Below are 12,589 nucleotides of genomic sequence, written 5' to 3' on the forward strand. Positions count from 1 at the left end.
CCGCGACTTATGGTTGTTATTTGTGAAACACCACACTAGAGGGGCGCCATGCGCCCCATCGTCAGCCCTCTGTAGGAACGGGCTTGTCTCGCCCCCAATACTGTCAGCCTTCTTTCTTCAACAGGCGCACTGCCAGAACGTCACAAGGCGCACCGTGCAGCACGTCGTTGGCGGTAGAGCCAAGCAGCAGGGCCAGGCCATGGCGGCCGTGGCTGCCCACCACGATCAGGTCGCAATTCTGCTCCTTGGCCAGCTGATGGATTTCCTGGCGCGGCTGGCCGTAGGTCAGGTGCGAGTCGCCACGGTTGATGGTCGGATACTTGTTGAACAAGCGATCCATGCGCTCCTTGGCCTGGTCGAACTGTTGCTGCTGCAGTTGCGACAGGTCCATCGGCACGTCTCCGCCGAAGGCCATGGCCATGGGCTCGACGATATGCACGAGGGAGACCTTGGCGCCCGTGGGCTCGGCGAGTTTCATGGCGCGCTTGATCACCGGGTCGCATTCTTCGGTCAGGTCGACGGCGACCAGAAGATGTTCATAGGACATGGGTGGTACTCCTGCAGTCGCGATAGTAGAAGTATGGTCGCTTTCGGGCCGAATGCCGTGAAACCTGGCTAACCAGCTCATTTGCAACGCTTTATGGGAACTACAGATATGACGGTATGGCTGGTGGTGTCAATCCTTGCGCTGATTCTCAGCCCCCTGGCCTGGTTGCGCCCATCGCGCAAGCAGAGCGAACAGATGAACCTGCGCATGGAAGGGCGGCGCATGGGCCTTGCCATGCAACTGGCGCCCCAGACCTGGCCGCATTGGCTGGAAAAGGAGCCGCCAAGCCCTTGCCCGCAGTACCACCGCGCGCGGCGTAAAGGCCATGACGATACCTGGGTGTATTGGCAAATTACCCCAGGTGTATGGTGGAACCAGTGGCGCGAGCCTTGCGAGGACGCGCGCCTGTGCGAGGCCTTCACGCGCCTGCCTGCGAGCGTCTACAAGATCGAGGCTGATAGCCGCATGCTTGCCCTGTACTGGAGCGAGCGGGGTGACAAATCTGTTTTGCAGGATATTGCGCAGGTACTCGAAACCCTCGCTTGATAGCGCTTGGGATATTTGGGCGGACATGAGATCCGGCACCGCCTGCGCGGCGCGCGACCTCACAGGCGCCGCCAAATCCAAGGCATGCGCTGTGCCATGAATACCCGCTAATCACTGTCATCATGTTTCGTACCCAATGGGTGCAAAATGACCGGAAAGTCGCGTTTTCACCGTGCTTGCGAGCATTTGACAACGCCGATCTTTTCGGAGAATGTGTGCGTACCCAAATCAAACGGGCGTATGAATTGAGCGTTTGTATGTCGAACGGCTCTAACAGAATCCCGACTCGCACGCTGACGGGTGTGCCTGGGTAAGGGGCCGAGCCGGCCTTTGCACCAGCGTTCGGCGTGTACAGTTCAGCTTCCATATCGTGGAGATCAGTTGATGATTTACGAAGGTAAAGCCATCACGGTTAAGGCTCTTGAAAGCGGCATCGTCGAACTGAAGTTCGACCTCAAGGGTGAGTCCGTCAACAAGTTCAACCGCCTGACCCTGGACGAACTGCGCCAGGCCGTGGACGCCATCAAGGCCGATGCCGCCATCAAGGGCGTGATCGTCAGCAGCGGCAAGGACGTGTTCATCGTCGGCGCCGACATCACCGAATTCGTCGACAACTTCAAGCTGCCCGAGGCCGAGCTGGTCGCCGGCAACCTGGAAGCCAACCGCATCTTCAACGACTTCGAGGACCTCGAGGTCCCGACCGTCGTCGCCATCAACGGCATCGCCCTGGGTGGCGGCCTGGAGATGTGTCTGGCGGCCGACTATCGCGTGATGGCCAGCACGGCCAAGATCGGCCTGCCGGAAGTCAAGCTGGGTATCTACCCAGGCTTCGGCGGTACCGTGCGCCTGCCGCGCCTGATCGGCTCGGACAACGCCATCGAGTGGATCGCCGCCGGCAAGGAAAACCGTGCCGAGGACGCGCTCAAGGTCGGTGCCGTCGACGCGGTGGTAGCCCCCGAGCTGCTGCAGGCTGCGGCCCTGGACCTGGTCAAGCGTGCCATCAGCGGTGAGCTGGACCACAAGGCCAAGCGCCAGCCCAAGCTGGAAAAGCTCAAGCTCAACGCCATCGAGCAGATGATGGCCTTCGAGACCGCCAAGGGCTTCGTGGCAGGCCAGGCCGGCCCGAACTACCCGGCGCCGGTCGAAGCCATCAAGACCATCCAGAAGGCGGCCAACTTCGGCCGGGACAAAGCCCTGGAAGTCGAAGCCGCAGGCTTTGCCAAGCTGGCCAAGACCTCGGTCGCCGAAAGCCTGATCGGCCTGTTCCTCAATGACCAGGAACTCAAGCGCAAGGCCAAGGCCTATGACCAGATCGCCCACGACGTGAAGCAGGCCGCCGTGCTCGGCGCCGGCATCATGGGCGGCGGCATCGCCTATCAGTCGGCGGTCAAGGGCACGCCGATTCTTATGAAGGACATCCGCGAAGAAGCCGTCCAGCTGGGCCTGAACGAAGCCTCCAAGCTGCTCGGCAAGCGTGTCGAGAAGGGCCGCCTGACCCCGGCCAAGATGGCCGAGGCGCTCAATGCCATTCGCCCGACCTTGTCCTACGGTGATTTCGGCAACGTCGACATCGTCGTCGAGGCCGTGGTCGAGAACCCGAAGGTCAAGCAGGCCGTGCTGGCGGAAGTGGAAGGGCAGGTCAAGGAGGATGCGATCCTTGCCTCCAACACCTCGACCATCTCGATCAACCTGTTGGCCAAGGCGCTCAAGCGCCCGGAAAACTTCGTCGGCATGCACTTCTTCAACCCAGTGCACATGATGCCGCTGGTGGAGGTCATTCGTGGCGAGAAGTCCAGTGACGTGGCCGTCGCCACCACCGTGGCCTACGCCAAGAAGATGGGCAAGAACCCGATCGTGGTCAACGACTGCCCGGGCTTCTTGGTCAACCGCGTGCTGTTCCCGTACTTCGGCGGTTTCGCCAAGCTGGTCAGCGCAGGCGTGGATTTCGTGCGCATCGACAAGGTGATGGAGAAGTTCGGCTGGCCCATGGGCCCGGCTTACCTGATGGACGTGGTCGGCATCGACACCGGCCACCATGGCCGTGACGTCATGGCCGACGGCTTCCCGGACCGTATGAAGGATGATCGCCGCTCCGCCGTCGATGCCCTGTACGAGGCCAACCGCCTGGGCCAGAAGAACGGCAAGGGCTTCTACGCCTACGAGACCGACAAGCGCGGCAAGCCGAAGAAGGTTGCCGACCCATCGGTGCTGGAAGTGCTCAAGCCGATCGTCTTCGAACAGCGTGAAGTGACCGACGAGGATATCGTCAACTGGATGATGATCCCGCTGTGCCTGGAGACCGTTCGCTGCCTGGAGGACGGCATCGTCGAGACCGCCGCCGAGGCCGACATGGGCCTGGTGTACGGCATCGGCTTCCCTCCCTTCCGCGGTGGCGCGCTGCGCTACATCGATTCGATCGGGGTCGCCGAGTTCGTCGCCCTGGCAGACCGGTACGCCGATCTGGGGCCGCTGTACCACCCGACCGCGAAGCTGCGCGAAATGGCCAAGAACGGCCAGCGCTTCTTCAACTGAGCGCCCAACGAGTTAGAGCGAGAGTATTGATATGAGCCTGAATCCAAGAGACGTGGTGATTGTCGACTTCGGTCGCACGCCGATGGGCCGCTCCAAGGGGGGCATGCACCGCAACACCCGTGCCGAGGACATGTCCGCGCACCTGATCAGCAAGCTGCTGGAGCGTAACGACAAGGTCGACCCCAAGGAAGTCGAGGACGTGATCTGGGGCTGCGTCAACCAGACCCTCGAGCAGGGCTGGAACATCGCCCGCATGGCGTCGCTGATGACCCCGATCCCGCATACTTCGGCAGCCCAGACCGTCAGCCGTCTGTGCGGTTCGTCCATGAGCGCGCTGCATACCGCCGCCCAGGCGATCATGACCGGCAACGGCGATGTATTCGTGGTCGGCGGCGTCGAGCACATGGGCCACGTCAGCATGATGCATGGCGTCGACCCGAACCCGCACCTGTCCCTGCACGCGGCCAAGGCCTCGGGCATGATGGGCCTGACTGCCGAGATGCTTGGCAAGATGCACGGCATCACCCGTGAGCAGCAGGACCTGTTCGGCCTGCGTTCGCACCAGCTCGCTCACAAGGCGACGGTCGAAGGCAAGTTCAAGGACGAGATCATCCCGATGCAGGGGTATGACGAGAACGGTTTCCTCAAGGTCTTCGACTATGACGAAACCATCCGCCCGGAAACCACCCTCGAGGGCCTGGCGTCGCTCAAACCGGCGTTCAACCCCAAGGGCGGTACCGTCACTGCGGGTACTTCGTCGCAGATCACCGATGGCGCCTCGTGCATGATCGTCATGTCCGGCCAGCGGGCCATGGACCTGGGCATCCAGCCCTTGGCGGTGATCCGTTCCATGGCCGTGGCAGGCGTAGACCCGGCGATCATGGGCTATGGCCCGGTTCCGTCGACCCAGAAAGCCCTCAAGCGTGCCGGCCTGACCATGGCCGACATCGACTTCATCGAGCTCAACGAAGCCTTCGCCGCACAGGCCCTGCCAGTGCTCAAAGACTTGAAAGTGCTCGACAAGATGGAGGAGAAGGTTAACCTGCACGGCGGCGCCATCGCCTTGGGCCACCCGTTCGGTTGCTCGGGCGCGCGGATTTCCGGCACCCTGCTCAACGTCATGAAGCAAAATGGCGGTACCCTGGGTGTCGCCACCATGTGCGTCGGCCTGGGCCAGGGCATCACGACTGTCTTCGAACGCGTCTGATCGCGTCGTCGACAGCGACCGGGGCCTTGTGCCCCGGTTTTTGTTTGTTCGGATTTGTTCAAGAGGGTGTGCAACATGCAGATACAACCAGGCATATACCGGCATTACAAAGGTCCGGAGTACCGTGTGCTGGGCGTTGCACATCACACGGAAACCGATGAGTCGCTGGTGATCTACCAGTTGCTTTACGGTGACTACGGCTTGGGTGCCCGGCCGCTGGCCATGTTCCATGACACTGTAGAGGTTGACGGCGAGCAAGTGCCGCGCTTTGCTTTGGTCGAGGCCGAGGAGGGGATGTTCAAGCGCCCCGATACGGCAAGCGACTGAACCTGAGCGCTTGACCTCACTCTGTTGCCACTATATATAGCGGTGCCGCGTCCGGCACCTGACGCGTTTTTCATCTTCAGATTCAGGAATATTCCGATCCATGGGCAAATCGCTGGTCATTGTGGAATCCCCGGCCAAGGCCAAGACCATCAACAAGTACCTGGGCAGCCAGTACGTGGTGAAGTCGAGTATCGGCCATATCCGAGACCTCCCCACCAGCGGTTCGGCCAGCGCCAGCAAGGAACCGGCGGCCAAGCGCGGCAAGGCCGCGGGTGAGGCGCCGGCCCTGTCGCCGAAAGAGAAGGCCCGCCGCCAGCTGGTGGCCCGCATGGGCGTCGATCCAGAAGCCGGCTGGAAGGCCAAGTACGAGATCCTGCCCGGCAAGGAAAAGGTCATCGACGAATTACGTCGCCTGGCCAAAGATGCCGACACCATCTATCTCGCAACCGACTTGGACCGCGAAGGGGAGGCCATCGCCTGGCACCTGCGCGAGGCCATTGGCGGCGACGACACCCGCTACAAGCGCGTGGTGTTCAACGAAATCACCAAGAAAGCCATCCAGGAGGCCTTCTCCCAACCGGGTGAGCTGGACATCGACCGGGTCAATGCCCAGCAGGCACGCCGCTTCCTCGACCGCGTGGTCGGCTACATGGTCTCGCCGCTGCTGTGGGCCAAGATCGCCCGAGGCCTGTCGGCTGGCCGCGTACAGTCGGTGGCGGTCAAGCTGGTGGTGGAGCGCGAGCGTGAGATCCGTGCGTTCGTCCCGGAGGAATACTGGGAAGTCCATGCCGACCTGGGTACCGCCAAGAGCGCCAAGGTGCGCTTCGAAGTGGCGCGCGAAAAAGGCGAAGCCTTCAAGCCGCTGAACGAAGCCCAGGCCATGGCGGCCCTGGAGAAACTCAAGGCCTCCAGCTACAGCGTAGCCAAGCGCGAAGACCGCCCGACCAGCAGCAAGCCGTCGGCGCCGTTCATCACCTCGACCCTGCAGCAGGCTGCGAGCAACCGCCTGGGCTTCGGCGTGAAGAAAACCATGATGATGGCGCAGCGTCTCTACGAAGCCGGCTACATCACCTACATGCGTACCGATTCGACCAACCTGTCGGTCGATGCCCTGGACATGGCGCGCAGCTACATCGAGCGCGAGTTCGGCAAGCAGTACCTGCCTGAAAAGCCGGTGGTGTACGGCAGCAAGGAAGGCGCCCAGGAGGCGCACGAGGCGATTCGTCCTTCGGACGTGAATACCCACCCGAGCAAGCTCAGCGGCATGGAGCGTGACGCCGAGCGCCTGTACGAGCTGATCTGGCGCCAGTTCCTGGCCTGCCAGATGCCGCCTGCGCAGTACCTCTCCACCAGCGTCACGGTCAATGCCGGCGACTTCGAGCTGCGTGCCAAGGGCCGTATCCTCAAGTTCGACGGTTACACCCGTGTGCTGCCCCAGCAGAGCAAGCCGGGCGAAGATGACGTGCTGCCGGAAATGGCCCAGGGCGAGGTCCTCAAGCTCATCCAGCTCGACCCGAGCCAGCATTTCACCAAGCCGCCGGCACGCTACACCGAAGCCAGCCTGGTCAAGGAAATGGAAAAGCGTGGCATCGGCCGCCCGTCGACCTATGCGGCGATCATCTCCACCATCCAGGACCGCGGCTACGTGACCTTGCACAACCGCCGCTTCTATTCCGAGAAGATGGGCGACATCGTCACCGAGCGCCTCTCCGAGAGCTTCTCCAACCTCATGGACTATGGCTTCACCGCCGGCATGGAGGAGAACCTCGACGACGTGGCCCAGGGCGAGCGCGATTGGAAGAGCGTCCTCGACGAGTTCTATGGCGACTTCAGCAAGAAGCTGCTGACCGCCGAGTCGGCCGAGAACGGCATGCGTGCCAACCAGCCGACGCTGACCAACATTCCGTGCAAGGAATGCGGCCGGCCGATGATGATCCGCACCGCCTCCACGGGCGTCTTCCTCGGTTGCTCGGGCTACAGCCTGCCGCCGAAGGAGCGTTGCAAGGCCACCGTGAACCTGGTGCCGGGCGACGAGATCGCAGCCGACGACGAAGGTGAGTCCGAGTCCCTGGTGTTGCGTGGCAAGCACCGTTGCCCGATCTGCGCCACGGCGATGGACGCCTACCTGCTGGACGAAAAACACAAGCTGCACATCTGCGGCAACAACCCGGATTGCCCGGGGTACGAGATCGAAGAGGGCAGCTACCGCATCAAGGGTTACGAAGGGCCAAGCCTGGAATGTGACAAGTGCGGCAGCGAGATGCAGCTCAAGACCGGCCGCTTCGGCAAGTTCTTCGGTTGCACCAACCCTGCGTGCAAGAACACCCGCAAGCTGCTCAAGAGCGGCGAGGCGGCGCCGCCAAAGATGGACAAGGTGGACATGCCGGAACTCAAGTGCGAGAAGGTCGACGACACCTACGTGCTGCGCGATGGCGCCTCGGGGTTGTTCCTGGCCGCCAGCCAGTTCCCGAAGAACCGCGAGACCCGTGCGCCCTTGGTGCTGGAAATCGTCCCGCACAAGCATGAGATCGATCCGAAATACCACTTCCTCTGCGATGCACCGCAGCAGGACCCGGATGGCCGCCCGGCGGTGATCCGCTATAGCCGTAAGACCAAGGAGCAGTACGTGCAGTCGGAGGTTGATGGCAAGCCGACTGGCTGGAAGGCGTTCTACGACGGCAAGGCGTGGAAGGTCGAAGACAAGCGCTGATCGGTAAGCGCTGAAAAGGGGGCCGCTTCGCGGCCCTTGTCTTTTATGACATTCGGCTTGCGGCAGGGCGGGGCAATCCCTGAAACTGAGGCATCGCCTTGCAGCCTCAGGGAGGCCATCGAAATGGCCCAGGAACTCTACACCCGCACCAACCAGAAACTGTTCTTTGCCGGGCTAGCCCTGGAGTCCATGGCCAAGGCTGCCGACAGCCAGGCAATGAATGCCCAGGGTCTGATCCAGGCAGAGCGTGAGTCGGCGCTGTTTCACTTGTATGGCGCGCTGCTTGGCCTATGCCATGAGATCGCCGGCTTTTACCGTTTGCCGCAGGCTGCGGCAGCGCAGGTGGAGCTGCTGCTCAATGAGGACGCGCTCAACGGCATCGCCATCCCAGAGGTGGCGGAAATGCTGGAGCTGGCGCGTCAGCCGGAAACTTGGCTCGCGCAAATGCTTCGTGCTTATGCCGATTTGTTCCGACCGCCGGTCGCCAAAAAAGCACCGAAAACCGATGTCACCCAACCTTTGATCGTGGCTGTGAACCTGGATGAGCCCGAACAATTGGCGCTGTCCCGGGACGAGCTAGAAAGCTGGCGGCGTAATCTGAAGGACTTGGTGCGACGTTTCCGTGACGCGTTGAGTGAGTGCTGATAGCGCCAGTGGCTGGTACAATACTGGCCTTTCGTGAAAAGCAGGCCTTAGTATGTCAACGTCCTTTCTAGAAATTGTCGAGTTGCCTGATGGCCGGATTGAGCTGCGCCGCGCCGAGGACGAGGGTTCTTTGGTGACCCTGGATTTCTCCGAGGACGCCAAGGCGTTCCTGCAAGGCCAGCATGTGGAAGTCGCCAAGGCCATGCTGAGTGTCGGCGTGCAAATGGCAGGTCGCCTGGTTGAAGGCGATCTCGAGCATGAAGAAGGGCCACGCGTGTTGCACTGAGCCCTTGCGCTTCGCGATTCAGAAATTGAAATACAGGCAAAGCCTGAACATCAGCCGAGGCGGATGTTCAGGCTTTGTGCGTTTCCGCTAGTGGCCGCGCGGGTCAGTTGCTGACGAGCCGTGGCATTGAGGTTGCCAAGCCAGCTGACCACGGTATGGCTGTGGCCCAGGCGCAAGGCTTCGCAGGCCAATTGCAGGGCGCTTTGGTTCGCGCCTGGTTGCAGCAACAGGATGCGTTCACGGTTGAGGCCGGCATCGCGTAGCCAGGCCTGGGTCAGGCTGGCGGGCGGGGCAATGAGGGTCAGCCAGCGGGTTTCGTCTTCTTCGCTCAGCTCTCGCAGAACCGGCGCCAGCAGGCTTTGGCAGTGGCCAGGCGCGCCACGCAGGGACAGTTCGCTGAACAGCTCGGGCTGCTGGGGTTTGCGTGGCTGCTCCGTGACGCTGTTGCGGGCTTTCAGGCCAGGCAGCACGGGTTGGGCCAGGAAGGCCTCGAACAGGGGGAGCTGTGCTTGCTGGGGTGCATGGATGAACTGCTGCATGACGCCTCCTGGATCAGCGGCGAATGACGCCGACACTCAAGCCCTCGATCACCAGTTCCTGTTCTTTCAGGTCGACTTCGATGGGGGCGAATTCGGGGTTTTCGGCGACCAGCCAGACCTTGCTGCCTTCGCGCTTGAAGCGCTTGACGGTCACTTCGTCGCCGATGCGGGCAACGACGACTTGGCCGTTACGGGCTTCGCGGCAGGTATGTACCGCCAGCAGGTCGCCGTCGAAGATGCCGATGTCCTTCATGCTCATGCCGTGCACGCGCAACAAGTAGTCGGCGCGAGGGTGGAAGAAGGCCGGGTTGATGTTGCAGGATTCCTCGATGTGCTGCTCGGCGAGGATGGGGGCGCCGGCGGCGACGCGGCCGATGATCGGCAGGCCGCTTTCCTCCGCCTTGGTTTCCAGGCCGGGGATGCGGATGCCGCGGGAGGCGCCCGGGGTCATTTCGATCGCGCCCTTGCGGGCCAGTGCCTTGAGGTGTTCCTCGGCAGCGTTGGGGGACTTGAACCCCAGTTCCTGAGCGATTTCCGCGCGGGTCGGCGGGAAGCCGTTGTCTTCCAGGCAGCGTTTGATGAAGGCCAGGATTTCGGCTTGGCGTGGCGTCAGTTTCAACATGGCGGGCGCTCTGTCTTTTTATACAGTGACTGGAATTATATACAGTAGATGGCCAGCTGCAAGCCATAAGCTTCAAGAAAAAGCCGCAAGGGCAGTGAGCGCACCTTCGAAATCGCGTTCCATGGCTTTGCAACCGTCGACGTGACGTGTCGCTTGCAGCTTGCGGCTCGGCGCTTTTAAATGGCGACCCACCAGTCACCGAACCTTGACAACAGGCCTGCTTGAAACGTATGTTTCAAACAACTGTTTGTCAGGCGGAAAAGTCATGGCCCAATCCGAAACCGTTGAACGCATTCTCGACGCTGCCGAGCAGCTGTTCGCGGAAAGGGGGTTCGCGGAAACCTCGTTGCGGCTGATCACCAGCAAGGCTGGGGTCAACCTGGCGGCGGTGAACTACCATTTCGGCTCCAAGAAAGCCCTGATCCAGGCGGTCTTCTCGCGCTTCCTCGGTCCGTTCTGTGCAAGCCTGGAGCGTGAGCTGGACCGGCGCCAGGCTCGCCCCGAGCCTCGGCCGAGCCTTGAAGAACTCCTGGAAATGCTGGTGGAGCAGGCGCTGGCCGTGCAGCCGCGCAGCAACAACGACCTGTCTATCTTCATGCGCCTGCTGGGCCTGGCCTTCAGCCAGAGCCAGGGCCACCTGCGCCGCTACCTGGAAGACATGTACGGCAAGGTGTTCCGTCGCTACATGCTGCTGGTCAACGAAGCCGCTCCGCGTATTCCGCCGCTGGAGCTGTTCTGGCGGGTGCACTTCATGCTTGGCGCCGCGGCATTCAGCATGTCGGGCATCAAGGCCTTGCGTGCCATTGCCGAGACCGACTTCGGCGTCGATACCTCGATCGAACAGGTGATGCGCCTGATGGTGCCGTTCCTGGCCGCCGGCATGCGCGCCGACAGCGGTGTCACCGACGAAGCGATGGCTGCAGCGCAATTGCGCCCGCGCAGCAAGACCGGTTCCGCGCCGGCCTCGGCCAAGGCCTGAGCGCTGGGCGTGGAAGGGCGCTTGCGCTAAGCTAGCGCCCATGTCTGACCTCGATTTCCTGCACATTTCCCTCGCCGACCAGCGCCTCTATGGGTTCGCCCAGGGCGAGCTGCGTGTGCGTCTGGCCGTGTCCACGGCGCGCAATGGCGCTGGCGAACGCAATGGCTCGGGGTGCACACCCCGCGGCCTGCACCAGGTCCGCGTGAAGATCGGTGCCGGCTTGCCGCTGGGCGCCGTGCTGAGCAGCCGACGCTGGACCGGCGAGGTCTGGTCCGAGGCGCTGGATGCACGTTTTCCCGGGCGAGACTGGATCCTGAGCCGCATCCTCTGGCTCAGCGGCTGTGAGCCGGGGTTCAATCGTCTCGGCCAGGTCGACACCTTTCGCCGCTACATCTACCTGCATGGCACGCCGGACACTGAACCTATGGGTGTACCGCTGTCCCATGGCTGCATACGCATGAGGAACAGCGACCTGGTGCCGCTGTTCGATCGTGTGCAGGAACACTGCCGGGTGTGGATCGACGAAGCCGCCTGCCCGCAATGGGGCGTTTTGCCTCTTCACTGAAGGATTCAATTATGACCGCCAGCCTGCAAGGCTCCCTGATGGTGGATATCGCCGGTAAATGGCTGACCGCCGAAGACCGCCATCTATTGCGCCAGCCCGAGGTGGCCGGCCTGATCATTTTCGCCCGCAACATCGACAGCCCCCGCCAGGTGCGCGAGCTGTGCGCGTCCATCCGCGCCATCCGGCCCGACCTGATCCTCGCGGTCGACCAGGAAGGTGGCCGGGTCCAGCGCCTGCGCCAGGGCTTCGTGCGCCTGCCGGCCATGCGCGCGATCGCCGACAACGCCAACGCCGAATACCTGGCCGAGCAGTGCGGGTGGTTGATGGCGACCGAGGTGCTGGCGGTCGGCCTGGACCTGAGCTTCGCGCCGGTGCTGGACCTCGATCATCAGCGCAGCGCGGTGGTCGGCAGCCGGGCGTTCGAAGGTGACTCGGCACGGGCCACGCTGTTGGCTGGTGCCTTCATCCGCGGCATGAACGCCGCCGGCATGGCCGCCTGTGGCAAGCACTTCCCCGGGCATGGTTGGACGCAAGCGGATTCCCATGTGGCGATCCCCACGGATGAGCGCAGCCTGGAGCAACTGCGCCAAGCTGACCTGGTGCCGTTCACGCGCCTGAGTGGCCAGTTGGCGGCCGTGATGCCGGCCCATGTGATCTATCCGCAGGTGGACAACCAGCCGGCTGGCTTCTCCCGGCGCTGGTTGCAGGACATCTTGCGCGGCGAATTGGGCTTTAAGGGTGTGATCTTCAGTGACGATCTGTCCATGGCCGGCGCCCATGTGGTCGGGGATGCGGCCAACCGTATCGAGGCCGCGCTGAGTGCAGGCTGCGACATGGGCCTGGTGTGCAACGACAGGGCCGCGGCGGAGCTGGCGCTGAGCGCGGCGCAGCGCCTGAAGGTCAAGCCGTCGCCGCGGATCGCGGGGATGCGCGGGCGCGGGTTCGCACGTACCGATTATCGCCAGCAGCCGCGTTGGCTGGAGGCATTGGGTGCCTTGAGAGAGGCGCAGTTGATCGATTGACCGGGGGACTGCGCTGGCTCATCGCGGGACCAGCCCGCTCCTACAGTGACTGCGCCAGTCCA

13 protein-coding genes are annotated in these 12,589 nt (G+C 62.7%); 10 read left to right on the forward strand and 3 right to left on the reverse strand.

From position 1 onward, the window contains the following. Positions 1-103: 103 nt before the first annotated feature. Entirely contained in the window at positions 104-547 is a 444-nt protein-coding gene (locus IRZ56_RS14130) for a universal stress protein (RefSeq protein ID WP_084859247.1), read from the reverse strand. Positions 548-655: 108 nt separating this feature from the next. Here IRZ56_RS14130 and IRZ56_RS14135 point away from each other — a divergent pair, with 108 nt between their 5' ends. The 7 genes from IRZ56_RS14135 (at position 656) to IRZ56_RS14165 (ending at position 8,800) form a co-directional block, all read left to right on the forward strand. After that, positions 656-1,093 carry a hypothetical protein gene (locus tag IRZ56_RS14135; RefSeq protein ID WP_196145489.1) on the forward strand — a complete coding sequence of 146 codons (438 nt, stop codon included), beginning with the start codon at positions 656-658 and terminating at the stop codon, positions 1,091-1,093. A 384-nt stretch (positions 1,094-1,477) separates the two neighbouring features. Further along, positions 1,478-3,625: a fatty acid oxidation complex subunit alpha FadB gene (fadB, locus tag IRZ56_RS14140; RefSeq protein ID WP_196145490.1), complete on the forward strand. Its 2,148-nt coding sequence runs from the start codon at positions 1,478-1,480 to the stop codon at positions 3,623-3,625. Between the two features lie 31 nt (positions 3,626-3,656). Further along, complete coding sequence (gene fadA, locus IRZ56_RS14145) at positions 3,657-4,832, forward strand: acetyl-CoA C-acyltransferase FadA (protein WP_196145491.1); 1,176 nt, start codon at positions 3,657-3,659, stop codon at positions 4,830-4,832. 75 nt (positions 4,833-4,907) lie between these two features. Next, a complete protein-coding gene (locus IRZ56_RS14150) occupies positions 4,908-5,159 on the forward strand; it encodes a DUF1653 domain-containing protein (RefSeq protein WP_196145492.1) in 252 nt (83 codons plus the stop codon). 100 nt (positions 5,160-5,259) lie between these two features. Then, on the forward strand, positions 5,260-7,869 hold the full coding sequence (gene topA / locus IRZ56_RS14155; protein WP_196145493.1) for a type I DNA topoisomerase: 2,610 nt from the start codon (positions 5,260-5,262) through the stop codon (positions 7,867-7,869). 123 nt (positions 7,870-7,992) lie between these two features. Next, complete coding sequence (locus IRZ56_RS14160; RefSeq protein ID WP_196145494.1) at positions 7,993-8,514, forward strand: DUF6586 family protein; 522 nt, start codon at positions 7,993-7,995, stop codon at positions 8,512-8,514. 52 nt (positions 8,515-8,566) lie between these two features. Continuing rightward, positions 8,567-8,800, forward strand: a complete 234-nt coding sequence (locus IRZ56_RS14165) for a hypothetical protein (protein WP_084858188.1) — start codon at positions 8,567-8,569, stop codon at positions 8,798-8,800. Between the two features lie 50 nt (positions 8,801-8,850). Here the strand turns inward: IRZ56_RS14165 and sulA are convergent, their stop codons facing one another. Together sulA and lexA are read right to left on the reverse strand one after the other, a co-directional pair. Further along, positions 8,851-9,339, reverse strand: a complete 489-nt coding sequence (gene sulA / locus IRZ56_RS14170) for an SOS-induced cell division inhibitor SulA (RefSeq protein ID WP_196145495.1) — start codon at positions 9,337-9,339, stop codon at positions 8,851-8,853. Positions 9,340-9,352: 13 nt separating this feature from the next. After that, a complete protein-coding gene (gene lexA, locus IRZ56_RS14175) occupies positions 9,353-9,961 on the reverse strand; it encodes a transcriptional repressor LexA (RefSeq protein WP_196145496.1) in 609 nt (202 codons plus the stop codon). A gap of 265 nt (positions 9,962-10,226) precedes the next feature. Here lexA and IRZ56_RS14180 point away from each other — a divergent pair, with 265 nt between their 5' ends. The 3 genes from IRZ56_RS14180 to nagZ are packed head-to-tail and all read left to right on the forward strand — an operon-like array spanning position 10,227 to position 12,527. Then, positions 10,227-10,940: a TetR/AcrR family transcriptional regulator gene (locus IRZ56_RS14180; RefSeq protein ID WP_084858185.1), complete on the forward strand. Its 714-nt coding sequence runs from the start codon at positions 10,227-10,229 to the stop codon at positions 10,938-10,940. Between the two features lie 40 nt (positions 10,941-10,980). Continuing rightward, positions 10,981-11,505: a L,D-transpeptidase gene (locus IRZ56_RS14185; protein ID WP_196145497.1), complete on the forward strand. Its 525-nt coding sequence runs from the start codon at positions 10,981-10,983 to the stop codon at positions 11,503-11,505. Between the two features lie 23 nt (positions 11,506-11,528). Next, the gene (gene nagZ / locus IRZ56_RS14190; RefSeq protein WP_196145528.1) at positions 11,529-12,527 is read left to right on the forward strand and encodes a beta-N-acetylhexosaminidase; all 999 of its coding nucleotides are present in this window, start codon (positions 11,529-11,531) and stop codon (positions 12,525-12,527) included. Positions 12,528-12,589: the final 62 nt, after the last annotated feature.

This window comes from Pseudomonas guariconensis, assembly GCF_015680235.1.
Taxonomy (GTDB): domain Bacteria; phylum Pseudomonadota; class Gammaproteobacteria; order Pseudomonadales; family Pseudomonadaceae; genus Aquipseudomonas; species Aquipseudomonas guariconensis_A.

Excerpts from the sequence above, each read along its gene's own strand:
- IRZ56_RS14135 (WP_196145489.1), top strand. The coding sequence starts at position 656 with ATGACGGTATGGCTGGTGGTGTCAATCCTTGCGCTGATTCTCAGCCCC.
- fadB (WP_196145490.1), top strand. The coding sequence starts at position 1,478 with ATGATTTACGAAGGTAAAGCCATCACGGTTAAGGCTCTTGAAAGCGGC.
- IRZ56_RS14180 (WP_084858185.1), top strand. The coding sequence starts at position 10,227 with ATGGCCCAATCCGAAACCGTTGAACGCATTCTCGACGCTGCCGAGCAG.
- fadA (WP_196145491.1), top strand. The coding sequence starts at position 3,657 with ATGAGCCTGAATCCAAGAGACGTGGTGATTGTCGACTTCGGTCGCACG.
- topA (WP_196145493.1), top strand. The coding sequence starts at position 5,260 with ATGGGCAAATCGCTGGTCATTGTGGAATCCCCGGCCAAGGCCAAGACC.
- IRZ56_RS14130 (WP_084859247.1), bottom strand. The coding sequence starts at position 547 with ATGTCCTATGAACATCTTCTGGTCGCCGTCGACCTGACCGAAGAATGC.
- sulA (WP_196145495.1), bottom strand. The coding sequence starts at position 9,339 with ATGCAGCAGTTCATCCATGCACCCCAGCAAGCACAGCTCCCCCTGTTC.
- lexA (WP_196145496.1), bottom strand. The coding sequence starts at position 9,961 with ATGTTGAAACTGACGCCACGCCAAGCCGAAATCCTGGCCTTCATCAAA.
- IRZ56_RS14185 (WP_196145497.1), top strand. The coding sequence starts at position 10,981 with ATGTCTGACCTCGATTTCCTGCACATTTCCCTCGCCGACCAGCGCCTC.
- IRZ56_RS14160 (WP_196145494.1), top strand. The coding sequence starts at position 7,993 with ATGGCCCAGGAACTCTACACCCGCACCAACCAGAAACTGTTCTTTGCC.
- IRZ56_RS14165 (WP_084858188.1), top strand. The coding sequence starts at position 8,567 with ATGTCAACGTCCTTTCTAGAAATTGTCGAGTTGCCTGATGGCCGGATT.
- IRZ56_RS14150 (WP_196145492.1), top strand. The coding sequence starts at position 4,908 with ATGCAGATACAACCAGGCATATACCGGCATTACAAAGGTCCGGAGTAC.